General features: G+C 52.3%; 23 protein-coding genes. 7 read left to right on the top strand and 16 right to left on the bottom strand.

Features of this window, described 5'->3' with window-relative positions; genetic code table 11:
• Positions 1-49 precede the first annotated feature (49 nt).
• Complete coding sequence (uvrD, locus tag E0F26_RS02580; protein WP_279242485.1) at positions 50-2,206, top strand: DNA helicase II; 2,157 nt, start codon at positions 50-52, stop codon at positions 2,204-2,206.
• Positions 2,207-2,213: 7 nt separating this feature from the next.
• Entirely contained in the window at positions 2,214-3,371 is a 1,158-nt protein-coding gene (locus E0F26_RS02575; RefSeq protein ID WP_279242484.1) for a TRAP transporter substrate-binding protein, read from the top strand.
• Here E0F26_RS02575 and E0F26_RS02570 read toward each other — a convergent pair.
• The 3 genes from E0F26_RS02570 to E0F26_RS02560 all read right to left on the bottom strand — a co-directional run bounded on the left by E0F26_RS02570 (position 3,358) and on the right by E0F26_RS02560 (position 5,701).
• A complete protein-coding gene (locus tag E0F26_RS02570) occupies positions 3,358-3,750 on the bottom strand; it encodes an acyl-CoA thioesterase (protein ID WP_279242483.1) in 393 nt (130 codons plus the stop codon). The genes E0F26_RS02575 and E0F26_RS02570 overlap by 14 nt on opposite strands.
• 69 nt (positions 3,751-3,819) lie before the next feature.
• Complete coding sequence (locus E0F26_RS02565) at positions 3,820-5,190, bottom strand: TRAP transporter large permease (protein ID WP_279242482.1); 1,371 nt, start codon at positions 5,188-5,190, stop codon at positions 3,820-3,822.
• A complete protein-coding gene (locus E0F26_RS02560; RefSeq protein WP_279242481.1) occupies positions 5,183-5,701 on the bottom strand; it encodes a TRAP transporter small permease subunit in 519 nt (172 codons plus the stop codon). The genes E0F26_RS02565 and E0F26_RS02560 overlap by 8 nt, the downstream gene beginning before the upstream one ends.
• Positions 5,702-5,773: 72 nt before the next feature.
• Between E0F26_RS02560 and yaaA the strand changes: the two genes are divergently transcribed.
• Positions 5,774-6,553, top strand: a complete 780-nt coding sequence (gene yaaA / locus E0F26_RS02555) for a peroxide stress protein YaaA (RefSeq protein WP_279242480.1) — start codon at positions 5,774-5,776, stop codon at positions 6,551-6,553.
• Here the strand turns inward: yaaA and E0F26_RS02550 are convergent.
• The 3 genes from E0F26_RS02550 to recG are packed head-to-tail and all read right to left on the bottom strand — an operon-like array spanning position 6,550 to position 10,699.
• Positions 6,550-7,686, bottom strand: a complete 1,137-nt coding sequence (locus E0F26_RS02550; RefSeq protein WP_279242479.1) for a GNAT family N-acetyltransferase — start codon at positions 7,684-7,686, stop codon at positions 6,550-6,552. The two genes, yaaA and E0F26_RS02550, sit on opposite strands and share 4 nt — an antisense overlap.
• A 28-nt stretch (positions 7,687-7,714) precedes the next feature.
• Positions 7,715-8,590 (bottom strand): 4-hydroxybenzoate octaprenyltransferase, encoded by an 876-nt coding sequence (ubiA, locus tag E0F26_RS02545; RefSeq protein WP_279242478.1) that lies wholly within the window; start codon positions 8,588-8,590, stop codon positions 7,715-7,717.
• Positions 8,591-8,635: 45 nt separating this feature from the next.
• Complete coding sequence (gene recG, locus E0F26_RS02540; RefSeq protein WP_279242477.1) at positions 8,636-10,699, bottom strand: ATP-dependent DNA helicase RecG; 2,064 nt, start codon at positions 10,697-10,699, stop codon at positions 8,636-8,638.
• 53 nt (positions 10,700-10,752) lie between these two features.
• On the opposite strand from recG, the gene E0F26_RS02535 reads away from it, so the two are divergent.
• Positions 10,753-11,601: an NAD(P)H-binding protein gene (locus E0F26_RS02535; protein WP_279242476.1), complete on the top strand. Its 849-nt coding sequence runs from the start codon at positions 10,753-10,755 to the stop codon at positions 11,599-11,601.
• A 145-nt stretch (positions 11,602-11,746) separates the two neighbouring features.
• Here E0F26_RS02535 and E0F26_RS02530 read toward each other — a convergent pair whose 3' ends face one another.
• The 5 genes from E0F26_RS02530 to E0F26_RS02510 all read right to left on the bottom strand — a co-directional run bounded on the left by E0F26_RS02530 (position 11,747) and on the right by E0F26_RS02510 (position 16,229).
• Positions 11,747-12,130 carry a RidA family protein gene (locus tag E0F26_RS02530; protein WP_279242475.1) on the bottom strand — a complete coding sequence of 128 codons (384 nt, stop codon included), beginning with the start codon at positions 12,128-12,130 and terminating at the stop codon, positions 11,747-11,749.
• 33 nt (positions 12,131-12,163) lie between these two features.
• Positions 12,164-14,377, bottom strand: coding sequence for a RelA/SpoT family protein (locus E0F26_RS02525; protein ID WP_279242474.1), 2,214 nt, complete (start codon positions 14,375-14,377; stop codon positions 12,164-12,166).
• A 32-nt stretch (positions 14,378-14,409) separates the two neighbouring features.
• Positions 14,410-14,667, bottom strand: coding sequence for a DNA-directed RNA polymerase subunit omega (gene rpoZ / locus E0F26_RS02520; RefSeq protein ID WP_279242473.1), 258 nt, complete (start codon positions 14,665-14,667; stop codon positions 14,410-14,412).
• A 73-nt stretch (positions 14,668-14,740) separates the two neighbouring features.
• Complete coding sequence (gene gmk, locus E0F26_RS02515) at positions 14,741-15,373, bottom strand: guanylate kinase (protein WP_279242472.1); 633 nt, start codon at positions 15,371-15,373, stop codon at positions 14,741-14,743.
• Positions 15,366-16,229 carry a YicC/YloC family endoribonuclease gene (locus tag E0F26_RS02510; RefSeq protein ID WP_279242471.1) on the bottom strand — a complete coding sequence of 288 codons (864 nt, stop codon included), beginning with the start codon at positions 16,227-16,229 and terminating at the stop codon, positions 15,366-15,368. Before E0F26_RS02510 ends, gmk begins: the two co-directional genes overlap by 8 nt.
• Positions 16,230-16,324: 95 nt before the next feature.
• Here E0F26_RS02510 and rph point away from each other — a divergent pair, with 95 nt between their 5' ends.
• Positions 16,325-17,062: a ribonuclease PH gene (gene rph, locus E0F26_RS02505; RefSeq protein ID WP_279242470.1), complete on the top strand. Its 738-nt coding sequence runs from the start codon at positions 16,325-16,327 to the stop codon at positions 17,060-17,062.
• On the opposite strand, the gene E0F26_RS02500 is transcribed toward rph, so the two are convergent.
• Positions 17,057-17,815: an exodeoxyribonuclease III gene (locus E0F26_RS02500; protein WP_279242469.1), complete on the bottom strand. Its 759-nt coding sequence runs from the start codon at positions 17,813-17,815 to the stop codon at positions 17,057-17,059. The genes rph and E0F26_RS02500 overlap by 6 nt on opposite strands.
• Before the next feature lie 119 nt (positions 17,816-17,934).
• Here E0F26_RS02500 and pyrE point away from each other — a divergent pair, with 119 nt between their 5' ends.
• Entirely contained in the window at positions 17,935-18,582 is a 648-nt protein-coding gene (gene pyrE / locus E0F26_RS02495) for an orotate phosphoribosyltransferase (RefSeq protein ID WP_279242468.1), read from the top strand.
• Positions 18,572-19,228 (top strand): hypothetical protein, encoded by a 657-nt coding sequence (locus E0F26_RS02490; RefSeq protein WP_279242467.1) that lies wholly within the window; start codon positions 18,572-18,574, stop codon positions 19,226-19,228. The genes pyrE and E0F26_RS02490 overlap by 11 nt, the downstream gene beginning before the upstream one ends.
• Here the strand turns inward: E0F26_RS02490 and slmA are convergent.
• The 4 genes from slmA to coaBC are packed head-to-tail and all read right to left on the bottom strand — an operon-like array spanning position 19,225 to position 24,405.
• The gene (slmA, locus tag E0F26_RS02485) at positions 19,225-19,830 is read right to left on the bottom strand and encodes a nucleoid occlusion factor SlmA (protein ID WP_279242466.1); all 606 of its coding nucleotides are present in this window, start codon (positions 19,828-19,830) and stop codon (positions 19,225-19,227) included. The genes E0F26_RS02490 and slmA overlap by 4 nt on opposite strands.
• A gap of 31 nt (positions 19,831-19,861) precedes the next feature.
• Positions 19,862-20,767 carry an acetylglutamate kinase gene (argB, locus tag E0F26_RS02480; RefSeq protein ID WP_279242465.1) on the bottom strand — a complete coding sequence of 302 codons (906 nt, stop codon included), beginning with the start codon at positions 20,765-20,767 and terminating at the stop codon, positions 19,862-19,864.
• A 3-nt stretch (positions 20,768-20,770) separates the two neighbouring features.
• The gene (locus E0F26_RS02475) at positions 20,771-23,158 is read right to left on the bottom strand and encodes a hypothetical protein (protein WP_279242464.1); all 2,388 of its coding nucleotides are present in this window, start codon (positions 23,156-23,158) and stop codon (positions 20,771-20,773) included.
• Positions 23,155-24,405: a bifunctional phosphopantothenoylcysteine decarboxylase/phosphopantothenate--cysteine ligase CoaBC gene (coaBC, locus tag E0F26_RS02470; protein ID WP_420887693.1), complete on the bottom strand. Its 1,251-nt coding sequence runs from the start codon at positions 24,403-24,405 to the stop codon at positions 23,155-23,157. Before coaBC ends, E0F26_RS02475 begins: the two co-directional genes overlap by 4 nt.
• Positions 24,406-24,415 lie beyond the last annotated feature (10 nt).

Below are 24,415 nucleotides of genomic sequence, written 5' to 3'. Positions count from 1 at the left end.
TGGTGTTGAGAGTGACGTTGTAAATGACGGTTTCTAGTACACTGTGACAATGGACGTATCAGATATTCTCGATGGCTTAAACGAAGCTCAACGATCGGCAGTTGCTGCCGAGCGTTGCAATCAATTGGTGCTTGCAGGTGCGGGTTCGGGTAAGACCCGTGTATTGGTGCACCGTATTGCGTGGTTAATTCGTGCAGAGGGCGTGTCCCCTTATGCCGTGATGGCGGTAACCTTTACCAACAAGGCCGCCAAAGAAATGCGGGGGCGAATTGAAGAAATGCTTGGACGCCCTACACATGGGCTATGGATTGGTACCTTTCACGGTCTTGCGCATCGCTTATTGCAGACGCACTGGGCTGAAGCGGGCCTCCCACAAAATTTTCAGATTCTAGACAGCGACGATCAGTTGCGACTGGTGAAGCGGATCTCTAGAGAGCTTGGCTTGGATGATGCTAAATGGCCTCCCAAGCAAGCGCAGTGGTTTATTAACGGTCAAAAAGATGAGGGGCTTAGGGCCAAGCATATCGACCCGCCGATGGGTGATCTCTACACCAAAACCATGGTGCGAATTTATGAAGCGTATGAGGAGGCTTGTCAGCGCGGCGGTCTTGTCGATTTTGCTGAGCTGTTATTGCGCGCGCACGAACTTTGGCTGAGGTCTCCCGAGACCCTCCGGCACTATCAAGAACGTTTCAATATTTTACTCGTGGATGAGTTTCAAGATACGAACTCGATACAGTACGCCTGGCTTCGAGTACTAGCGGGCGATGCGATACCCGTGGTTGCCGTGGGCGATGACGACCAATCTATTTATGGTTGGCGCGGTGCGAAAATCGAAAATATCCAGCGGTTCACACACGACTTCAAAGACACCCAGACGGTTCGCCTTGAACAAAACTACCGGTCTACAAAAACAATCCTAGACGCTGCAAACGGCGTGATTGGCCATAACTCGGGGCGCTTGGGTAAGGATTTGTGGACTGACGGTGATGAAGGAGAGCCGATTAAGCTCTATGCAGGCTTCAATGAGCAAGACGAAGCTCGGTTTATCGTTGAGCAGATTCAAGCGTGGACGGACGAGGGGAATACCCGTCGATCGAGCGCTATTTTATATCGCTCCAATGCACAGTCGCGAGTCATCGAAGAGGCGTTGATTAGGGTGGGCCTCCCCTACCGGATTTACGGCGGCCAACGATTTTATGAGCGACTCGAAATCCGAAACGCACTTGCTTATCTGAGGCTTATGACCGGTCGTGGGGATGACCCTGCACTTGAGCGCGTCATCAATACGCCAACTCGCGGTATCGGTAGTAAAACGATTGATGAGCTTCGCTCAGTGGCGCGTGAACACAGTATCTCGATGTGGCAGGCCATAGAGCTTGTTCAGGAGCGAGGCTTATTGGCAGCGAGAGCGCGGTCCTCCGTCGCAGGCTTTGCTGCACTGATTAACGAGTTGGATAGCGAGACGCTTGAGCTTCCCTTGGAGGAAATGGTCGAGCACATTATTCATCGAACCGGACTTATTGACTTTCACAAGGCAGAAAAAGGCGAGCGTGGCCAGGCACGGGTCGAAAACCTGGAGGAATTAGTTTCCGCAGCTAAGACCTTCAGAGCAGAAGACGAAACGCTTTCTCCCGTACAGCAATTTTTAGACAGTGCTGCGCTCGATGCTGGCGACAGCCAAGCCGATCCCTATGAAGACAGCGTGCAAATGATGACCTTGCACTCTGCAAAGGGTCTTGAGTTTCCGCTTGTGATTTTAGCTGGGCTTGAGGAGAACCTTTTTCCACACCGCATGTCTGTCGAAGAACCGGGGCGGCTGGAGGAAGAGCGCCGGTTGGCCTACGTGGGAATTACGCGTGCGCAACAGAAGCTATTGATTACCTATGCCGAGAGTCGACGTCTTCACGGGAGTGAGACTTACAATACGCCCTCCCGATTTGTGAGAGAGATACCGGCCGACCTGATTGAAGAGGTCAGACTGCATGGCGGCTTGACTCGACCTTTGGTGGAACGGTTGCAACAGCCTATCGGGAGCGCGAATGATTCTGGACTTCGTTTGGGGCAGCGTGTTCTTCACCCGATGTTTGGGGAGGGCATGGTTCTCAATATAGAAGGGCGAGGTGCAAACGCGCGCATCGAGGTAAACTTCGCCGAGGGAAGCAAGTGGCTGGTCCTGCAATACGCTAATCTGCAAGCACTGTGAGGCGCGCATGAAAGAGAGAACTGTTCTACCGGTAGCCATTGTCTGTCTCCTGCTGTTGTGGGTGGGCACGTTAGGTCTTTGGGCGCTGGATTCACAAAAAAAGGACCCGGTCTCTGCAACGCGCTCGCAAGTTGTAAGCACCGAGGAAATTAAATGGAAGCTTGTGACGACATGGCCTAAAGGTTTGCCCGGCCTAGGCTCTGCACCTGAAAATTTTGCGCGTCGTGTTGAAGAGATGAGTAATGGGCGTCTCAGCATCCGGGTCTATGGAGCGGGCGAGGTTGTGCCGCCTTTCGAGGTTTTCGACGCTGTATCGCAAGGTGTGGCGGAAATGGGGCATGGGGCCTCTTACTACTGGAAAGGCAAAATCCCCTCATCGGTTTTTTACACCGCAGTGCCATTTGGTATGACCGCGCAGGAAATGAATGGTTGGTTGCACTATGGCGGGGGCCTGGAGCTATGGCGTGAGCTTTACGCGCCTTTTGGTGTGCGGCCGTTTGCTGGTGGCTCCACGGGTGTTCAGATGGCGGGGTGGTTCAATCGGGAGCTGAAATCCGCCAATGACCTAAAAGGCTTGAAGATGCGCATTCCGGGGCTCGCCGGCGAGGTCTTTACCGCCTCGGGTGGCACCTCAGTGCGACTCGCGGGTGGGGAGATCTATACCTCTATGCAGACCGGCGTTATCGACGCGGTGGAATGGGTGGGCCCTTATAACGACCGTACCTTGGGGTTGATGGAAGTTGCAGAGTATTACTATTACCCCGGTTGGCACGAGCCGGGTGCAATGCTCGAATTTACGGTGAATCAGGATGCTTTTGACCGCCTTTCCCCAGATCTACAGGCAATCGTTGAAGGTGCGGCCCGTGCGACCAACCAGGACATGCTCGATGAATTTACCGCTCGTAACAATTCGTCGTTGACGGCACTTCTTGAGGAGTACGATACAAAGTTGCGGCCATTACCCGACGATGTGTTGGATATTTTGCACAGCAATGCGGTCATTGCCTTGGATAAGCTCAAAGAAGATGACCCCATGGCGACCAAAATTTCTGCGTCGTATCAAACGTTCCTTGATGGCGTTCGGACCTATCATGAGATATCAGAACGCGCTTACCTAAACGCAAGAGATCGGGTGTTGCCACCCATATCGTTTACTGACCAATAGTGCGCGTGCGTTTCGCGTTGTCGATGGCGACGTAAATAAACTCGCCTTCGGTAACTTTTATGGGGTCGCCATCGTGTTGTGAGTTGATCCACACTTCGATGAGGACACGAACCGAGCTCCGTCCAATATCGAGAATGTCGCAATAGCAGCTGACGACCGCACCGACATGAACAGGCGTCAGAAATGACATGCCTTGAACAGCAACTGTCGCTACGCGCCCTCTCGCCACCTCCGCCGCGGCAACCCCTCCCGCAATATCCATTTGAGACAATAGCCATCCACCAAAGATATCCCCGTTTGCGTTTGTATCTGCAGGCATAGCCACGGTTTGCAGGGCTAGTTCGCCTTGAGGTCTGGGGTTTTCATCAATTGGGTTCATTTACGACTCCAAATCGCGCGGTCATGATTTTGTCTCTCGTCAAATGTACTGCTTGTTTGACCCGTTAGATCAACGCCCCATCATGCTTGGTAGCCAGGTGACGATATCAGGAATCAGCCAAAGCGTGCCGAGTAGGCCTATCTGAATGAATACGAAAGGGATGACACCCTGATATATGTCGCTCGTTGCCACCGAATCGTCGGCGACTCCACGCAGATAAAACAGTGCAAACCCAAAAGGTGGAGTTAGGAATGAGGTTTGGAGGTTAACAGCGATCATGACGCCCAACCAGATTGGGTCAAATCCCATGGATAAAAGAATTGGTGCAACGATCGGTACGACAACGAAGGTGATTTCAATAAAGTCGAGAATAAAGCCCAACAAGAACATCACCAACATCACGATCAACAACGCAACGTGCGGCCCGCCACCGAGTGTTTCGAAGAACCCCTCGATAGCCTCATCACCACCAAACCCGCGAAACACCAGTGAGAAAAGGGCGGCACCTATTAAGATAAGGAAGACCATGCTCGTGGTCTGCATGGTTGATCGTGCGATGTCTTTGAGAACAGACAGGTTGAGTGCATGTTTGAAACTGGCAAGCGCCATCGCTCCCACTGCACCAACACCTGCCGCCTCTGTGGGCGTTGCAGCACCCAAAATAATGGACCCTAAGACAACCGTTATAAGCCCCAGTGGTGGAGCAATTGCCCCTAGCACCGTCGTGCCGGGTGTCGCAGCCGCTTCCTCGGGCGCAGGGCAGTTCGACGGATTGCGCCAACCAACGAACAATAGGTAGCTCAGGTACAGACCGACTAACACAAGCCCTGGTAATAAAGAGCCCACAAACAGATCGCCAACAGAGACGGTTTGCGTGTTAATGATGCCGCTTTGGAGTTGGGCTTGCTGATAGGCGGTCGACATGATGTCGCCCAGCAGTACGAGAGCAATAGAGGGTGGAATAATCTGGCCCAGCGTTCCGGTTGCACAAATTAGACCGGTTGCAAGCTTCGGGTTGTATCCCGCCTTTAACATAGAAGGCAGCGCGAGGACGCCCATGGTGACGACGGTGGCGCCAACAATGCCGGTGCTCGCGGCGAGCAGCGCGCCAACAATAATGACCGCCATCCCTAAACCACCGGTTCGATTGCCCAAGGCATTAGCCATCGCTGTAAGCAGTTCTTCAGCAATTTTTGCACGCTCCAGCGTCACACCCATCAGTATGAACAAGGGAACGGCCACTAAGGTCTCGTTGGTTATGGTGCCAAATATTCGACCGGAGAGCGCCGCAACGAAACTCGCATCAAAGTGACCCGCAATCACACCAAAAGATGCAAACAACAGTGCGGTTCCACCCAGGGTTAATGCCACTGGAAAGCCAAAGAGCAACAATGTACAGACGCTTGCAAAGAGAGCGAGCGCTAACTCACCTTCAATCATTGGCGGGCACCTCGCTCAGCTCAATCAACCCGATGATGATAGCGCTTACGGCCTGCAAAAATAGCAGTGTGCCCATGGCAGGTATCAACGTTTTTAACAAGAAGACGGCTGGTATTCCGCCGGGCTCGGGTGAGGTTTCCATAATAGACCAGCTTTCGGAGACGTAGCCGTAGGAGCCGAATACGATGAGTAAACAAATAGGTATTGTGAACAGAACATGCCCTACCGTATTGACCCAAGTTTGTTGGCGCTGGCTGAAATTACGATAAAACACATCGACGCGAACATGCTTATCTGCCAACAGGGTGGGTGCGGCGCCCAGCATAAACAGCGCACCATGCAGGTACAGCACGGACTCCTGAGCTGCGATGGCGCCTTGTTCAAAACCGTAGCGCAGAATGACAACGCTGGTTGTCACGAGAGCCATAGCGATACTTGCAAAGGCAACACTTTTACCAATGGCTTGATTGGTGCGGTTGATGGTCTGCGCAAAAGTTGCCCAGTAGTTCACTGTGTTAACCCGTTTCTCAAGACGACGTTGAAGGTTATCATCGAGTGAACCGCAATTGCAGAGAGAATCACCGTGCTTACTGTACTGTCCCCCGCGAAAACGCTTGATTACGAAACAGCGCCCATTACTCAGTCAGCGACGCTACCCAGATTTATGGATCAGTCAGCGCTCCTTGTTGAGGACGCAAGAGGCTTAAACCCGGACGATATTCGTGCGCTGATGGGTGTCAGTGAACAGATAGCCCACTTAAATCATGAACGCTTTATGAATTGGCAGTCAGAATCAACCAGCGACAATGCCAAGCAAGCAGTTCTTGCGTTTAAAGGCGATGTTTACACGGGTTTGCAAGCAGAGACCCTGTCAGAGGATGACCTCGACTTCGCTCAAACGCGATTGCGCATTCTCTCTGGTTTATATGGGCTGTTGCGTCCGCTCGATTTAATGCAACCCTATCGACTCGAAATGGGGCTTAAATTTACGAATCAGCGCGGTAAAAATCTCTACGAATTCTGGGGAGAGCAGCTGACCGACACCTTAAACGCTGACCTTGTAAGTGCAAAAACGGAGGTGTTGATCAATCTTGCTTCGAACGAATATTTCAAAGCAGTAAAGCCAAAGCTCCTTAACGCCGACATCATCACTCCGCAGTTTAAAGACCTCAAAAATGGTCAGTACAAAATGATCTCGTTCTTTGCCAAAAAAGCGCGCGGTCTTATGGCGCGCTATATCATCGATAACCGCATAACAGAGCCTGAGGCGCTGAAATCGTTTTCGGAGGCGGGGTACTACTACAGCGATGAACAGTCACAGGGTGATCAGTGGGTTTTCCTGCGCGACGAGGTGCCGGCTTAAGCATCTTGCTTTTTAAACGGCAGTAAGGTCGCGGCTTCATCGCGATAGCGACGAACGTGATCGCAATCCCTTCGGCAAAAATCAGCAACCGCGTCCTTGAGTCGTGGTTCGCTTATCCAGTGATTCGAATACGTTAGGGTGGGTTCAAACCCCCGCTGAATCTTGTGTTCGCCTTGTGCACCGGGGTCAAACCGCGACAGGCCTTTCTCAATACAATATTCGATTCCACGGTAGTAGCAGGCTTCGAAGTGCAAGAAATCAAACTCTTTGAGGCAGCCCCAGTAACGCCCGTACAGTGTTTGACCGTCGACAAAATAGAGCGCGGCAGCAACCGGATTCTCCCCCTCATGTGCAATCACCATAACGGTATCTTCGCCAAGTGAAGGGCATACGCCTGTGAAGAACTCACCGGTTAGATAGCCCTCGTGACCACTGCGCTTTAGGTACGTAGTCTGGTAACAGTAATAGAAGAAATTCCAATCGGCCTCGGATATTTCTGCGCCAGTTTTTGTGCTCAGCCATAGATTCTGAGCTGTGATTGCCGCACGCTCTTTTTTAAGTGCTTTGCGCTTTCGGCTGTTAAATTCAGCTAAGAAGTCGTCAAAATGGGTATAGCCGCGATTAAACCAATGAAATTGGGTAGTCATTCGTTGCACTAAGCCCAATTCAGACAACGCAAAAGACGTCTCCTCCTCGGGAAAGAGAATGTGCCAACTGGAGATCTTCTCAGATTCGCACCAATCGGTGACCGCGTTGATAAAACTTGGTAGCACGTCGCTAGTGTTTGCTTCGGTCCAAATTCGCGGTCCTGTTGCGGGGGTGAAGGGAATGGCTGTCACAAGTTTTGGGTAGTAATCCAGACCACTTCGGTGCCAAGCATCGGCCCATGACCAATCGAACACATACTCACCGTAGCTATGACTTTTGAGAAACCCCGGCGCCATTGCAATAGATTTCTCATCGTCAAAAAGCGCCAAGTGGCAATTTTGCCAACCAGAATCACCGTTGGTACTGCCGGAGGATTCGAGGCCCTGGAGAAAGCGCTGTTTTAGAAATGGGTAGCCTGAAGAAAAGGCTTGCTCCCACTCCTTGCAAGGAAGGTCTTTTACATTGGGAAAAATTCTAAGTTCCACGCGGCTACCGGATTATTTGCATCGTTGCTTATACGGGATAGACCGCAAAGTGTCCCAGCAGCCCCATCGCAACAATGAGTCCTATCCATTTACTCTCGTTAAAGGCTTGGAAGCAGGTCTCGCGTGAACGATTGCTGATAAGTCGCTGATGCCGAAAAAAAAGCGCGGCGACAACTGCAATTGAGGCAAAGTAAATGGCACCTAACTCAAAGCTTAACCCTGTTGCCACAAAGCAAGCCAGGCACAGAAGCTGTAAGAAGAGGATGATTCGTGTGTCTGCCTCGCCGAATAGGATAGCGGTCGATTTGATGCCTACTTCCAGGTCATCTTCGCGATCAACCATTGCGTATTGCGTGTCATAAACAACAACCCAAAGCAGGTTAGCCACAAACAACCACCAAAGACCTGCGGGGAGTTGGTTTAGTGTCGCGGCAAAGGCCATTGGTATGCTCCAAGAAAACGCCGCCCCCAATACAAACTGTGGCAGGTGTGTAATGCGCTTCATAAACGGGTAAATAATAGTCAGCGCAGCGCCGATGACAGAAAGTTGGACGGTTAGCCAGTTAATTTGGATAACTAACCAGAGCGCGATCCCGAACAAAACAAGAAGTAGACTTAAGGCCTCAAAAACAGAAATCTCTCCGGTTACAAGGGGTCTGTCGCGCGTTCTCTCTACGAAACCATCAAGGTTTCTATCGGTCAGATCGTTCGTGGTACAGCCCGCTGAGCGCATGACAACGGCCCCCACGACGAATGTAACGAGTAAAAACAGTCCTGGTACGCCCTCAGACGCAATGATCAGTCCCCAAAGTGCGGGAGCAAGTAGCAAGTAAGTACCGATTGGCTTATCAAAACGCATCACCCGCAGTAACGCAGCGAACTTTCCTGATGTGAGGGATGCCATGGTTTAAAGCCTTTATTGGAAGTTGCTATGAGCTGCAGCCGTCTATTATACGTGTGCGAAGGCCTCGAGTGTGCGTGTCCAGCGCTGTTCGATTTTTTCTGCGCGCTGTGCATCGGTACTCACCATATTTGATGCAATATCTTGCGCCTTTTCGAGTAATTCATTGTGCTCAGGGAGCCGGGCAACTCTGAAAGAAGAGACGCCCGTCTGCCGTGTTCCCAGCACCTCGCCAGGCCCTCTGATTTCGAGGTCTTTTTCAGCCAGGACAAAGCCATCTTGAGACTCACGCATGACCGTTAGCCTGTCCCGTGCCGTCTGGCTCAAGGGCGACTGGTACATCAATATGCAGTGACTCTCGACTGCACCGCGGCCTACTCGTCCTCGGAGCTGATGAAGCTGCGCTAGACCGAATCTTTCCGCGTTCTCGATAATCATTAAGCTCGCGTTTGGCACATCAACACCGACTTCGATTACCGTGGTTGCGACCAGAATATCGAGCTCATGGTTCGCGAAGGCTGCCATGATGTCCCCTTTTTCTTGGCTGGAGATCCGGCCATGCAGGAGCCCGATGCGCAAGCCCGGCAGCGCTGCCTCTAATTGCTCCGCAGTGACTTCTGCGGCTGTGGCATCCAGTGCCTCACTTTCCTCAATAAGCGCGCAGACCCAGTAAGCTTGCCGACCCTGCTGGCAGGCATTACCGACGCGCTCGATGACACTTTGTCGTCTGTCGTTATCGATGAGTGCGGTGGTAATCGGCTTACGACCCGGCGGGAGCTCGTCGATTGTTGAACAATCCAAGTCCGCATATGCCACCATTGAAAGCGTTCTTGGTATAGGGGTCGCTGTCATGGTCAGCTGATGCGGTGTGATCTCGTTCAGTCCGCGTTGTGTCAGCGACAGTCGTTGATTAACACCAAACCGGTGTTGTTCGTCGACTAACACCAGGCCCAGTGACTTAAATGCCACTGCATCCTGAAACAACGCATGCGTACCCACAATAATGTCGACTTCGCCGGCCTCTATACGCTCAAGCGCCGCCTTGCGCGCTTTACCTTTGATTTGTCCTGTTAGCCAAAGAACGTTAATGCCAAGCGGTTCAAACCATTTCTGAAAGCCTGCGAAGTGTTGTTCTGACAATAGTTCGGTGGGCGCCATAAGCGCGACCTGGTGCTTTGACTCGACCATATGCGCGGCTGTGAGTGCGGCAACGAGTGTTTTCCCCGACCCAACGTCGCCTTGTAAGAGACGGAGCATTGGCGTTGATTTCCGAAGGTCAGCTACGATTTCTTCACAGACCCGCTGTTGAGCACCAGTGAGGGTAAATGGCAGTTGAGAGGTGATGGCATCAGCGAGTTTGCCCTGAGAGTTCACAGGCGCGGCGGTCTTCTCGTGTGTTCGTGCGCGTCGCGACAAGAGCGACAGTTGATGGGCCACAAGCTCCTCCAATGCCAGTCGCAGTTGAGCGGGATGCTCGCCTGCAACAATCGCAGCGGTGTTGGCATCCGGGGACGGACGATGAAGAAGTTTGATCGAATCGGTAATCGATGGACTGTCTCCGGGTAGCCCCGTGAGGAGGTCTTCTGGAGGGTTTTGTGTGAGGTAAGTGAGTGCCTGTTGCGTTAAATTTCGCATGGTCGACTGGCCCATACCTTCTGTTACGGGGTAGACCGGTGTCAGCGCTTCTTCTAATTGCGGCTCCCGGTCTCCAACCATATATTCCGGATGTGCGAACTCGGTGTTACCCCCCACCATTCGTGGCTGCCCAAAGAGTGTGATGGTGTCGCCTATACGAAGCTGTTGCGCCTGTGCTCGCCGGAAGTGGAAAAAACGTAGCGTTATCAACCCAGTACCGTCGTCGACTTTGACGATTAAGGTCGGGCGTCGACCTCTGGCGATACCAGAGGCGCGGATGGTTCCGCGCACTACCGCATCCATGCCCTCTTTGAGTTCACCTATGCACGAAAGGCGCGTTTTATCTTGATACCGAAGAGGAAAGTGAAACAGCAAGTCTTCCACAGTCTCAAGGCCCATGGACTCAAGCTTGCTAAAAACTTTAGGGCCAACGCCTTTAAATTGTCGGAGTGGCAGTTGAAGAATATTGTTCGACACAGTGAGCTTCGGTTACCTTGCACCTTTGATAATAGCGGGACGAAGGCACTAAGGTGAAGACTCCAAGGGTAATGATCATAGGTTTTGGTGACTTGGCAACGCGTGCGCTTCCTCATTTGAGTCAGGTCGCAGAGGTAATGGGCGTCTCCCGACACCCAGAGCGGTTGTCGGATGCCACACCCAAGCGGATCTATGGTGACTACAGTTCGGTTGAAGGCCTCGCAGAGGCAGCCAAGACACAGCCGGATTACCTTATTTTTACCCCGGTGCCCAGCAGTCGTGATGTGACCGGTTATTCTCAAGGGTATGCCAAGGCCGCTCAAAATATCGCCGACGCTGGTTTGCTAAAGGGTGTCAGGCGAGCAATTTTTGTTTCATCAACACGGGTTTATGCCGAGAAATCGGGAGGTTGGGTAGAAGAAGACTCACCGCTCGCAGCCGGTGACCCTTTTGTCGACGCTTTACTCACCGCAGAGGCCTGCTTTCGGCGTTCCGTGACGACGACGGTGGTGCGTCCCAGTGGCCTCTATGACGGTGCAAACCCCATTATGTTAGGGCCCATCCTGGAGGGCCATTCATCGCGTATCAATGACGGATTTACGAATCGTATCCACAGGGATGACGCAGCGGCTGTGATTGCAGAGTTGGTTAAGCGTGACATCCGTGGCGAAAGGCTGCCTGCAACGTTGAACCTCAATGACGACGCGCCAGTAACGACGCGAGAACTCGAAAAATGGTGTTTCAGCATGCTTGGCCGGGAACCACTAGGAGAGAGAGATAATCAACCCCGTGCAAATCGACGCGTGAGTAACGCCAAACTACGTGCGATGGGTATTGCGCTTCGTTATCCAAGTTTTCGCGAAGGGTACGAGGGCGCATTGAGCTTGGCGGCATCTTCTTAATGTTGCGTAAATGACGCGCAAATGTCGCGCGGTCGCACCGACCGTGCAAAACATTCTGTTTTCCGGTCGAGGCCGCCACTAATCTATGGCGAACGCGACAGCCACGTCGCACTACGAGACTGCTTTTTTGTTTTAAGTTTGGTGTTTAAAGCGCCAGAATCGCCTCAATTTCCACCTGAACGCCCTTTGGAAGCGCCGCAACTTGGACGCAAGCCCGAGCTGGATAAGGCTCATTAAAAACTTCCGCCATGACGGCATTGACGACCTGAAAGTTGCTTAAGTCAGTGAGCGAGATATTGATCTTCACGGAGCTGTCTAAGCTTCCCCCTGCCGCGTCTGCAATCGCCTGCAAGTTAGCAAACACTTGGCGGGTCTCTGCCTCAATACCACCGCTTACAATTTCCATTGTTGTGGGGTCGAGCGGGATCTGTCCCGAGATCCAAACGGTATTGCCAACCTTTACCGCCTGAGAGTAGGGACCAATAGCCGAAGGAGCGGCTGCGGTGCTTATAACTGCGCGATTCTTCATGGGGTTACCTGCTGGGGTGAAAATGTCATGGGGTTAACGCCGACTGCAACGAACGACTTTGCGGACACCTTCCATAACGCGGATACGCTTCATGACACGAGCAAGGTGAACCCGGCTGTTGAGTTGTAATTCAATGATGATATTTGAAAAGTGCACGGACTCATCTTGCGTTGAAATCCGCTCGATATTGAGCCCAATTGCACTGAGCTTTGTTGCTAGGGTGGCGATCATACCGCGTTGATTCGCCATCTCAATTCTGAGCGCCACCGGGTAGGTTCCCTCGATTTGGTCGTCCCATCTCAGTGGCATGAGGCGTTCGGGCTGCTCACGTAGATCGTCGAGATTACGGCAATTCTCGCGATGCACGACCAAACCTCGGTCTGGACTTAAAAATCCCTCGATAGGGTCACCCGGTAAAGGGCAGCAGCACTTAGCATAGACAAGCACATACCCTTCCGTCCCCTTAATCTCCATGGCGCTTTGATCGTTCTCTAAAGACGCTCCTGACTGTCCAAGCAGCGTCGCCGCGACCACCTGTGGCAACTGATTGCCAAGGGCAAGATCCGTCAAAATTGTTTCGTAATCGGTTCCAGGATAGTGCTCAGCGACGCGCGACTCGATGCTGCTGTTGTCGATGCCGTCATCGGGCGTCAGTGCGGCGATCGCCTTTGTTAAGAGTTTCTGGCCGAGGGCTACAGAATCTTCGTGTTGCTGTTGTTTCAAAAAATGCCGTATCTGAGATCGAGCGCGGGCGGTCACAACGAAGTTAAGCCACGATGGCGTCGGCCTCCCTGCAGGAGACGTGACAATCTCAACACTCACACCACTTTCAAGCGGCTCTGATAACGGCGCTAACTGGTTGTTTATGCGGCAGGCGACACATTGATTACCGACATCTGTGTGCACAGCGTAGGCGAAATCAACGGCACACGCGCCTTTGGGAAGCTCCATGATCTTTCCACGAGGTGTAAAAACATAGACTTCGTCAGGGAACAGGTCGACTTTGACGCTTTCGATAAATTCCAGCGAATTGCCTGCCGTCTGTTGCATTTCGAGCAGTCCTTTAACCCACTCGCGGGCACGCATTTGGGGAATATTGGCGTTGTCCTGATTGCTTTTATAAAGCCAGTGAGCGGCGATACCGTTATTCGCCATATTCTCCATGTCATGAGTACGAATTTGGATTTCAATCGGCACACCATGCATGCCTCTCAAAACAGTGTGGAGGGACTGATAGCCATTGGCTTTGGGAATGGCAATGTAGTCTTTAAATTCGCCCGGAACCGGCTTGTATAGGGAGTGCACAACGCCCAGCGCGCGATAGCAGGCATCGACGTCGTCGACGATGACTCGAAAGGCAAAAATATCCATGATGTCTGAAAAGGATTTTCGCTTTTCGCGCATTTTTGAGTAGATGCTGTAAAGGTGCTTTTCGCGTCCAGCGACTCTCCCTTCAATATTATCGCGCTTAATTGCTTGCTCGAGTTGTTCTGTAATGTCTTCGATGAGTTGCTTGCGACGACCGCGTGCAGCTTCTCTGGCGGCTTCCAGCCGACGCGCTCTCATGGGGTACAGTGTTCGAAGACCCAAATCCTCAAACTCCATACGAACTTCATTCATACCCAATCGAGTTGCTATGGGTGCATAAATATCGAGTGTTTCATTGGCGATGCGTTTCTTCGCTTCTGGCTTAAGCGCTCCCAACGTTCGCATGTTGTGCAGCCGATCGGCCAATTTAACGAGAATGACGCGAATATCACGCGCCATGGCCAACGCCATTTTTTGAAAGTTCTCGGCTTGTTTTTCTTCTGCGCTGTCAAATTCTACATGCGTGAGTTTACTCACGCCGTCGACGAGATCGGCAACCTCCTCACCAAACTGCGTGCGTATGTCTTCCTTTGAAACACCGGTATCTTCAATAACATCGTGCAGCAGAGCGGCCATAATGCTTTCGTGATCCATGTGCATTCGCGCGAGCACAGTAGCGACCGCTAAAGGGTGTGTAACGTAGGGTTCACCGGTTCGTCTAGCCTGACCGTAGTGCGCTTGCTCGGCGTAAAAATACGCGCGCTTTATGGTGCTTACTTGTTCGGGAGATAAGTAGTCATTGAGCACATCCTCAAAGCCTGTGAGGGACTGTCTTTGATTGTGCGTGGGGAGTAACTGTGGTCGAGAGGTCGTCTGGAGCCCCAACCGTCGAGAAACGTCGGTGAGTGAGGCTCCTAATGCTTTTAGCGGTGTCGACACGAGTCCTGGCTTTTCAGCATTGGCCTGAGTACTTACAGTACAGGCGTCTCAAAGCTAGCGGCAAACTCTTCTTCTGCTTCTAGCTCGTGCTCGCGAGCCATAACGTCGGGTGTTATCAGACCTTCTGCGATCTCGCGTAGTGCAACAACAGTCGCCTTGTCTGAGTCGACCTCGACCAGCGCGTCTTTGCCGCCTGTGCTTAGCTGGCGAGCTCGCTTAGAAGCCAAAAGCACTAATTCAAATCGGTTGTCGACGTTATCGAGGCAATCTTCAACGGTTACGCGTGCCATGCGGATGTCCTGAAATTAAATGGGCGCGCAGTATATCGACTGGACGCAGTACTTGTCGATACTAGCTTGCAGGTCACTCTCCAAGCAAATCGGCGATAACCGAGGTGAGCCGCTGAGATTGATGGCGCTGCGACAGTCTCTGGCTTTTAATGACGGATTCGAGGTCTAGAAGTGCCGCATCAAAATTATCGTTGAGTACGACGTAGTCGGCCTTACCGTAGTGCGACATTTCATCGCGAGCTGACTGCATCCGACGCTCAATCACGCTGGATTCGTCTTGGCCACGCTCAGTGAGGCGTTCACGGAGCGCCGCAGTGGACGGTGGCAAAATGAAAATAGCGATGGCGTTAGGCATCTGCTGCTTTACCTGTGCCGCACCTTGCCAGTCGATTTCCAATATGACATCCACGCCCTCGTCGAGTTGATCGGTTACGCCCTGGCTACTCGAACCGTAAAAATTGTCGAATACCTGTGCCCACTCGAAAAATCCGCCTTGGTCTCTTATTTCGCAGAACGTCTCCGCCGAGACGAAGTGGTAGTTAACGCCATCGATTTCGCCTGGGCGCATTGCCCGTGTCGTATGAGAAACAGAGACAGCTAAGTCGTCAGTTGAGTCGACAAGCGCCCTTACGAGCGAGGTTTTACCAGCGCCACTTGGAGCGGAGACAACATACAGCTGGCCCTGTATTTTTCTATTTTTACTCAAGGTTCTGTACCTGCTCTCGCATTTGCTCTATCAGTACTTTTAGCTCAACCGCGGCATTGGTTGTGGACAGTGAGGTCGTTTTAGACCCCAATGTGTTTGCCTCCCGATTGAGTTCCTGCATAAGGAAATCGAGCCGCCGACCGCAAGGCTCGTTGCTGTTAAGCGCCTCATAAATAGCCTCTATGTGCGCTTCCAGCCGGTCAAGTTCCTCGGCAACATCTGACTTATTGGCAAGAAAGACCAACTCTTCTTCGAGGCGTTTTTCATCATGGTTAATGTTGAGTGCCGCAATGCGATCGCGCAGTTTCTGTTCATGGGCGTCAGTAAGCGCGGGCAACTCTTTGCGATAAGCGGTAACAATGTGTGTGATGGCGACACAACGCTCTTTAAGCATTGCCTCAAGTCGGGATCCTTCTGACTGTCGATGAGCAACCAAGGCCGTCAATACTTCGGGGGCGCAAGTGAGGCAATGTGCAACGAGGCTGCTTGTGTCGGCCTTTTCGCTAACCCAAACGCCGGGCATTTGAAGCACGTCGAGTGCTGACGGCGGGCGTACATCAGACACGTTATTTCTAATGGTTTCTAGGGCCTGCTCGAGTTCGGCTAATTTATCTGCATTGACTTTGCCTTCGGGGAAGCTCTCGTCACGTTCAAGTCGAATCGCGAGCTCCACTTTACCTCGAACAAGCGCATCACTTATTGTTTGCCTGAGCTGTGACTCACAGACCTTTACAACGTCAGGCAGCTTAAGCGTAATGTCGAGAAAGCGGCTGTTGACAGATTTGCACTCAAATGACAGCTTCCACTCGCCTAGGGTCGTGGTTTGGCTGGCAAAGCCTGTCATGCTTTGTGCCATTGAATACTCCAACATTTAACAAAGTGTTTAGTCTATCAAGTAGACTGACTGGGAACATCTATTGCGATAGACCTCCCCAAACAAAAAGGACTGAAATGACTGAAGATTCCTGTAATAGGCCCAGCGGCCGTCGCCCCGATCAGATGAGGGACGTGTCCTTTGAGCTCGGATTCACCAAGCAGGCGGCCGGCAGCGTTTTGGCGTCATTTGGGGATACGCGTGTACTTTGCACGGCCTCAATTAGCGAGGGGGTGCCCGGGTTTTTAAGGGGAAAAGGACAAGGCTGGCTGACGGCCGAGTACGGGATGCTTCCCAGCTCTACCAACTCCCGAGTTGATAGAGAGGCCGTTCGAGGAAAACAGAGTGGTCGAACTGTTGAGATTCAGCGATTAATTGGCCGGTCGTTGCGTGCAAGCATTGATTTAAAAAAGCTGGGCGAGCGAACAATTACCATCGACTGCGATGTTCTGCAGGCTGATGGTGGGACACGAACAACCGCCATTACGGGAGCAAGCGTGGCTTTGGTTGCTGCTTTAAACGCCTTGCAGCGTACCGGCAACCTCAAAACTGATCCGCTAATCAGCATGGTGTCCGCCGTTTCTGTGGGTATGTGGCAAGGCACGGCTGTTCTTGACCTTGATTACCCAGAAGATTCAACCGCCGACAGTGACATCAATGTGGTGATGCTCGCCAACGGCGGTCTTATAGAAGTGCAGGGTACGGCCGAAGAAAAGGTATTTAGCCGGGCGGAATTGAATGCCTTGTTGGATCTTGCGGAATCGGCTGGGATTCAACTTCATGCAGCGCAGACGGCGGCATTGGCTGCGTCATAGGTTGAGATCGTATTCGATAATCACGGGTGCATGGCTTGAGAAGGCCTCTTCGCCCTCCACGTAGGCGGCGGTTACCCTCTCGGCGAGACCGTCCGAAATGATCTGCGTGTCTGTTCGCAGGCCAGGCTTGTCGTCACCTTCAGGCCACCATGTGAAGTCATCGTCTTCGTGATCCACTTGTCGGAAGGCATCGGTATAGCCTGCTCGGTAGAGCGAGCCGAGCCAGTCTCGCTCCTCGCTGCTAAACCCCGGTATATCGAGACGGTTGCCCGATTCTTCGGCATCTCTGGGTTGCCAAGCGAGCTCCCAGCCGCCGCAAAGAATAAATTCACGTTTTTTATTGCGCACTTTCTGTAAATGCCCACCAAGCTGGTTGAGGAAGTGCATTTTTCGCGAAGGATCATCCTTTGACTGAATGGAAGGCACCAAAATACTGCCTACACTGAGTTCTGGGTAATCGGCTTGAATGTACAAACCTAAGGGGTCGTAATCCATGAACCCCAGACCAAACATTATGGCCTTGGGCATCTCACGGCAGTAAAGAGCAACGCCGTTAGTGCGATGATCATCATAATTGTCGGCGAAGTAAGCGTGGTATTCGCTGGGAAAGAAGTCGTTGGACGTAAGCGAATATTCAGAGCACTGCGTATCTTGTAAACAAATGATGTCAGCATCCTGCTGAAAGACCCAAGGGACTAGCCCATCCTCGCGAGCTCGCTCAAGGCCCTCGACTACCAGTGATAACACCTTCATTTCTGTTTCCTAATTACCGACAGGGGTATACTACGTTAGTTAGTTTGTGACTTGAAACGTCAAGGCATGGCTAGGCTTCATCTTTACCATTTTATTTTGCGTTTCTTTGGGGCGTTTTAATGCAGGAATCTGACAGCAAAAATCAGTTTATCGAGCTTGCTATCCGTTTTGGGGCGCTCAAGTTTGGCGAATTTACCCTAAAATCAGGCCGTGTAAGCCCCTACTTTTTTAATGCGGGCGTCTTCTCAACAGGCGAGGCCATGGCAACACTGGGTAATTGTTACGCGCAGGCAGCACAGCCTATGTTAGAGGGTCTAGATGGTTTATTCGGACCCGCTTATAAGGGTATTCCGCTGGCGACCGCGGCCGGTATTGCCTTAAGGACCCGCTACGACAGAGATCTTGCGATTACGTTTGACAGAAAAGAGCCTAAAACGCATGGCGAGGGGGGTATTTTATTAGGTGCCCCTTTGACTGGGAACATTCTCATTGTTGACGATGTCATTACTGCGGGCACAGCAATTCGCCACTCCGTTGACCTTATTCGTGATCATGGGGCTAACCCGGTTGGTGTTGTTATTGGTCTGGATCGATGCGAGCGGGGTGTTGGAGCGCAATCTGCGGTCGAGGAGGTTCAAACCTCCCTGGGTTTAACCGTGACGTCGGTCATCACGATGCACGACATTATTGAGTGGCTGGAGATGCAGCCAGAGCTCAATGGTAGCTTGCAAAAAATGAACGCTTATCGGGAGCAGTATGGTGTCTAAACGGCTGGCTGTGCTACTGGCGATTATTAGCTGCTCGACAGCTTTTGCTGACAACCTGTACCGTTACAAAAATAATGAGGGCGGTACCGTTGTGGACTGGCACGTTCCTGCCAAGTTCGCAGGGAGAGGCTACGAGGTGCTCAGTCCTCTGGGTGAAGTCATTAAGGTCGTCCCCCGTCAGCTCAGTGACTCAGAGTTGAACGACAAAGACCTTGTCGAGCGACTCAAGCGTGGCGCTGAAGCCGAGCGTGCGCGACTTGCTGAGTGGGATCGATTTTTGTTGCTCCGTTATAGCACCGTGGAAGACATTGATGCGGCGCGGGATCGTGCACTGCGCGAGCTTAAAATTCGACTCTCTATTTTGGCCAGCAACCAGCGCGTTGCGCGGGGGCGTCTCGAGACGGCACTCAGCCGTTTAGCTGATTTTGAGCGGCGAGGTGAAGACGCTTTGCCTCAAGATCTTGAGGCGGTAGAGATATTAAGATCCGAAATCGCTGCAGCGGGACGGTCGATCGAGGAGCGCGAAGGCCAAGTAGCGGCAGTAACTGAGGATTATGCTCGAGACCGCAATCGATTCGCACAGCTACAAGACGTCGTTTTGTTGCGAAGATCACTCAGCCGCGATAGAGCCTCTCGCGACAATTAACCGCCTTTGGGTACCTCAATGCCGATTGCGCTGGTGGCAATCCTCCACTGATCATCCCAGCCTTCTGTTGGTGATTGCGCGAAGTTTGAGCGCACGAACTGCGCTATGCGCCCTTCCGCTGTTGCAAGAAGCATGTTCGCAGCGGGGTTGACGGGAATTGCTGTTCGCCAGCCCTCTTCCATTTCCGCCATGCGTAAGCACTGGCGCAATTGAGTTTCAATGCGATCGTAAACTTGGCTTACCCGCTCACGTAGGCGCTCGTGTTCTCCCATAAGCGCATCACCACTCAGTATTCGTGTAATGCCCGGATTTCGTTCGCAGAAGATCAGGTACAACGTGAGGATTTTCTTGCAACGCGCCAACTGCTTGGCTTCTTCGTTAAGAATTTGAGTAATACGCGTGAAGAGGGTGTCTTCAACAAAATCGATCAACGACTCGTACATACGTGTTTTTGACGGGAAATGACGATATAGCGCAGCCTCTGAAACCCCCAGATTTGCAGCCAACTTTGCTGTGGTAATTTTGCTTCCTGGGCTCGACTCCAGCATTTCTGCGAGAGTTTGTAGGATTTGTTCTTTTCGACCGCTTTGTTTCTTGGGCATTGTGTCCGCCAGAGGGTTTATTGTGTTGCGATTATGGGCGATCAACCGTACCCATCGTCTTGTTTGTGATCAAGGTGCCAATACCCTCATCACTGAAGATTTCGAGTAAGGTTGAGTGCGGCACTCGTCCGTCGATAATATGAGCGCTCGTGACGCCTGCCCTCACAGCATCCATTGCGCAACGGACCTTAGGGAGCATACCGCCCGTTATAATCTTGTTGGCAATCAGTTCATCGACGCGTTGAGTCGTAAGACCGGTAAGCGTTTCCCCCTCACCGTCTAACAAGCCCGTCACGTTTGTTAATAGCATCAGTTTCTCTGCTTGGAGCACCTCGGCTAGCTTGCCAGCAACGAGGTCAGCATTGATATTGTAAGTGTGTCCATCTGCACTGCCTGCTACCGGTGCGATCACCGGTATGTAGTCGCTGTTGGCGAGCATGGTAAGAATGTCGGTATCAACACTCTCTACTTCGCCCACTAAGCCAATGTCCTCGGCACCGTCACCCGCCAAGTGCCCTGATAGGGCTCTGGCCCTAATCAGCTCACCATCTTTTCCTGTGATACCAACTGCTCGCCCGCCGTTTCGGTGAATGCTATCGACTATCTCCTTATTTACGGCCGCACCTAGCACCATCTCTACTACGTCCACAGTCTCTTCATCAGTGACGCGCATACCGCCAACAAAGCGCGACTCGATGCCTAAGCGACTCAGTAGTTTCCCTATTTGGGGGCCGCCACCATGAACAATAATGGGGTTCATGCCCACAAGCTTCATCAGAACCACGTCGCGAGCAAAGCTCTCTTGGAGTTCTGGGTCGGTCATTGCGTTACCGCCAAACTTAATCACCATGGTTTTGCCGGTAAATCGTTGGATGTAGGGCAACGACTCGGTAAGCACCCGAGCAAATTGTTCTGCATCCGTTCTGTTTAATGACATAGCCTATGGGCTCCTAGAAGTTGACATAGTGGGCAGGGGAGTCGGTAGTGCTAACTCTGGGTACTTCTGCGATAACAGGTCAGCGACAAGCTCCTCAAGTCTGCCGCGGCAACTATCGTCGTCACCCTCAAACCTCAGCGTGGGATCATTTGCCAATGCATCATCAATGTGGGCCCAGCTGTCTGCGAAGTCTACGCGAATTCCATTAGCCTGCGATATCCGAGCGCCTGCAAAACTGGTTTCATCGGACAATAAGGCCAAGAGTGCATCGTGCAACGGTGTTTTATCACCGAGGGGTAAAACACTCAACGACGTCTCGGGCAGAGCCGCTATAAGGTCTGTCAACGGTCCCTCGTTACTGACAATTTCCGCAAGCCTCGCACCGCCATAAATTGCATCGTCAGATCCAAACCAGCGATCGCGTAAGTACAAGGCGCCGTCGCAGTCGCCACCGATGATTGCGCCACTTTCAGCCATTTCGCGCTGCAAAACGTGGGGAGCGGAGTCCACCATTTTTGAGGCTCCTCCGCATGAAGTGACAAATGACGAGAGGATCCGCGAGCCTTTATAGCCAATAATGACATCGCTTCCCGGGTGTCTCGCTAGCGCATCTCGGCTAATTAGCATGAAGATATGGTCGTCGCGAACCCGATTGCCGTGCGCATCAAAGACGGTTAACCGCGAGGCGCAACTGTTCAAAACAAAATGGAGGTCTGCCTCATGGCCACTAAAGTGCGCCTGCGCCTCACTTTCTGAGAAGCCTCGCTCAAGGCAAACACTGCGTACGTCACACGATGCTTTTTGCAAGCTCTGCTCAGCTATGGACAGTGTTATTGGGCTATCGCAGACAACGGTTATGCGCAGATTTTCCGCCATGGCCATATCGGCCGAAAGGCGGTCGCAGTAATCATCATCTAGCTTGAGCTTGATACTCCGACCATTGGAGGATGTAGCAACGTGCTCATAAGAGAGCGCGGTGATTTTCTGCCAGAAGCCTTCTTCTACCCACTGACGGTTGTAGAGCGCGCCAAGCGTCAACCGGTCCTTGGTATCGCGTTGAAGGACCAACGCGGCACCCGATGAGGTGCCATTGTGGGTTGCCATGTGTGCTATGGGAGTGGGCACGTGTCCCACGTCAATCACGTCAACACCTTCTGAGAGAAGTGCTTTTATGAAACAAGTTTTGGCGCGGATTTCTCTGTCTCCGCCCAGACAAGAGACCACAAACGATTGTGCCGATGATCGCACGGCAAGACCTGCAACACCTACCGCCAGCTTCTTTAAAGCATTTTGCTCCACGGCTTCTGTTTCAGACTCGGCAAGCCTTACCCATGCCCCAATCCCTGTCGTCCATTCGCTGGCAATTAATTGAGGCGTTTGTGGCTCTCGCGCTGCGATGTCCTGACCCTGCTCTGGCTGGATGGCGGCTGCGCCCGAGCGTCGCATTCGACTTCTATTATTTGAGGCGAGCTGTCTTACAGTGAGGGCGAGAGGTGACAGTTCCGAGTGCTGCAACCTTATGGGGTCGCGTGAGTCGGCAGTATCGAGAATGAGTTTGACGTCACCCTCTAAGTCAGCGCGGCGCTTAAGGATGAGAACCCAATAACTGGCCAAGAGCCCTATTAAAATGAGAGGCCAAAAAAGGAAGGGTAATGCCGGTGTTGATGGCATCATCGAGGGGTCGACATCCAGCCCTAAAATATAGGGTGTTCCCTCGATCGTTCGTTTTATGGGGCCGCCCGATCCCGTAGGTAGAAACTCAGCTGACTCGGATATTTGTATGCTGGGTGCATCGTCAAAGGTCTGCCAGAGATTGAACTGCCCAATGGGGGCCTCACTCATCCACCGTGCAAGAATATGGCTGTGCAGCGTTGCAATGGCTACACCACGCTGTGTGGGCGTTTCGAATCGACCAACCGCAACGAGTTGAGATGTTTCTTCACGCTTAATAATCTCGAATCCTATGGCGCCGGTCTCGAATGTCTTGCGCACTCTGTCGAGCAAAACCAAGGAACTGAGTCCGTAGTCTTCAGGGTCTAGGCTCGCAACGCCCATATCACTCAGCGGAATAATGCGGAATTGACGACCACCTGGGATCAATTGCAGTGCCGATGTTGGGTTTTGCTCAAAAGAGCGATCAGATAGACTTTGCTGCAAGCCATCTTTGATGGCGGCAATATCCGATTTGATCAGGTCTGCACGCTGGTAAAGCGCGTTATCTACTTGTGCTTTATAGAGTGCACTTTGCTCGGAAAATGATAGGCCGACGACTAAGTACAGAGCGGCCGCAAGGGTAGGGACAACAGCGAGCGCAATGCCGCCAATCGCAATAAGTAACTTACGTCTCTCTTCGGCTGAAATATGTCCTTCTGGCGGACGTGATGCACTCATGTCTCTGGCAGGTGTTTCGCGAGCTCAGCAATCATGGTTTCTGCGAGTACGCGCTTGGATGACAATGCCATTGTAATGTCATTGTCCGCGCTGATGAGCGTCCCAGCATTGCTGTCGCTGTTAAACCCTATTGCAGAATCACTGACGTCGTTTGCAAAAATGAAATCTAAGCGCTTCTTTTTCAGCTTGTTCCGCGCATAAGTAGTGACATCATTTGTCTCTGCGGCAAAGCCAACGACTAGGCTTGGTCGCACTTGGCGCGCTGCGATGCTGGCAATGATGTCAGGGTTGGAAACCAGCTTAAGGTCCATGGTTGTCGACCCTTCACGCTTTATTTTTTGTGTTGCCACTGATTCGGGCCGGAAGTCCACAACCGCGGCGGCGCCAATAAAAATATCTGCGTCATCTGACGCTGCCATGCTGGCGTCAAGCATTTCCTGTGTGGTCTCCACGGGGACCAGTACCACACCGGGAGGCGCTTCACAGTGAACTGGACCTGAGATGAGTGTCGTTCGTGCGCCCGCATTTATGCAGGCCTCGGCGAGCGCGTAGCCCATTTTTCCGGAGCTTCGGTTGCTGAGGTAGCGCACTGGACAAAGTGGTTCTCGGGTGGGGCCTGCCGTAATAACAACGTGCTTGCCTGCGAGTTGACCTGTCAAAAAGGTGGCGACGAGTGACTCGATGATTTCACGTGGGTCGAGCAACCGCCCTGCACCGATATCACCGCAGGCTTGGCTTCCTGAGTCGGGCCCTAATATTGTAATCCCTCGGTTTTGAAGGACATGGATATTTTCTTGGGTCGCGGCTTTCGCCCACATTTCCTGATTCATAGCAGGGGCAACAAAAACGGGGGCTGGCGTTGCAAGTGCGCAGGCGCCGAGGAGGTCATCCGCTCTGCCTTGAACGAGACGCGCAATGGAATCGGCACTAGCGGGAGCGATAACCAATGCATCTGCCCAGCGTGCCAGTTCTATGTGGCCCATCGCCGCTTCCGCGTCGGTATCGAGGAGGCCGGTGTGGACTGGATTACCCGAGAGTGCCTGCAACGTCAGCGGCGTAATGAACTCGCAGGCGCCGTCCGTCATGATCACGCGCACATTGGCGCCCTCACGTTTCAGTTCACGTGTGATTTCCGCCGCCTTGTACGCGGCGATGCTTCCTGTGACGCCAATGATGAAATTGCGATTTAAAAGTCGTGCCATTTGCCCAATGCAACCGGGAAAGTTGATGTCAAAGGTAGCATCCACGCGTGATGAA

This window comes from Candidatus Paraluminiphilus aquimaris, assembly GCF_026230195.1.
Lineage (GTDB): Bacteria > Pseudomonadota > Gammaproteobacteria > Pseudomonadales > Halieaceae > Luminiphilus > Luminiphilus aquimaris.
This window is presented reverse-complemented; position numbering and strand designations above follow the sequence as displayed.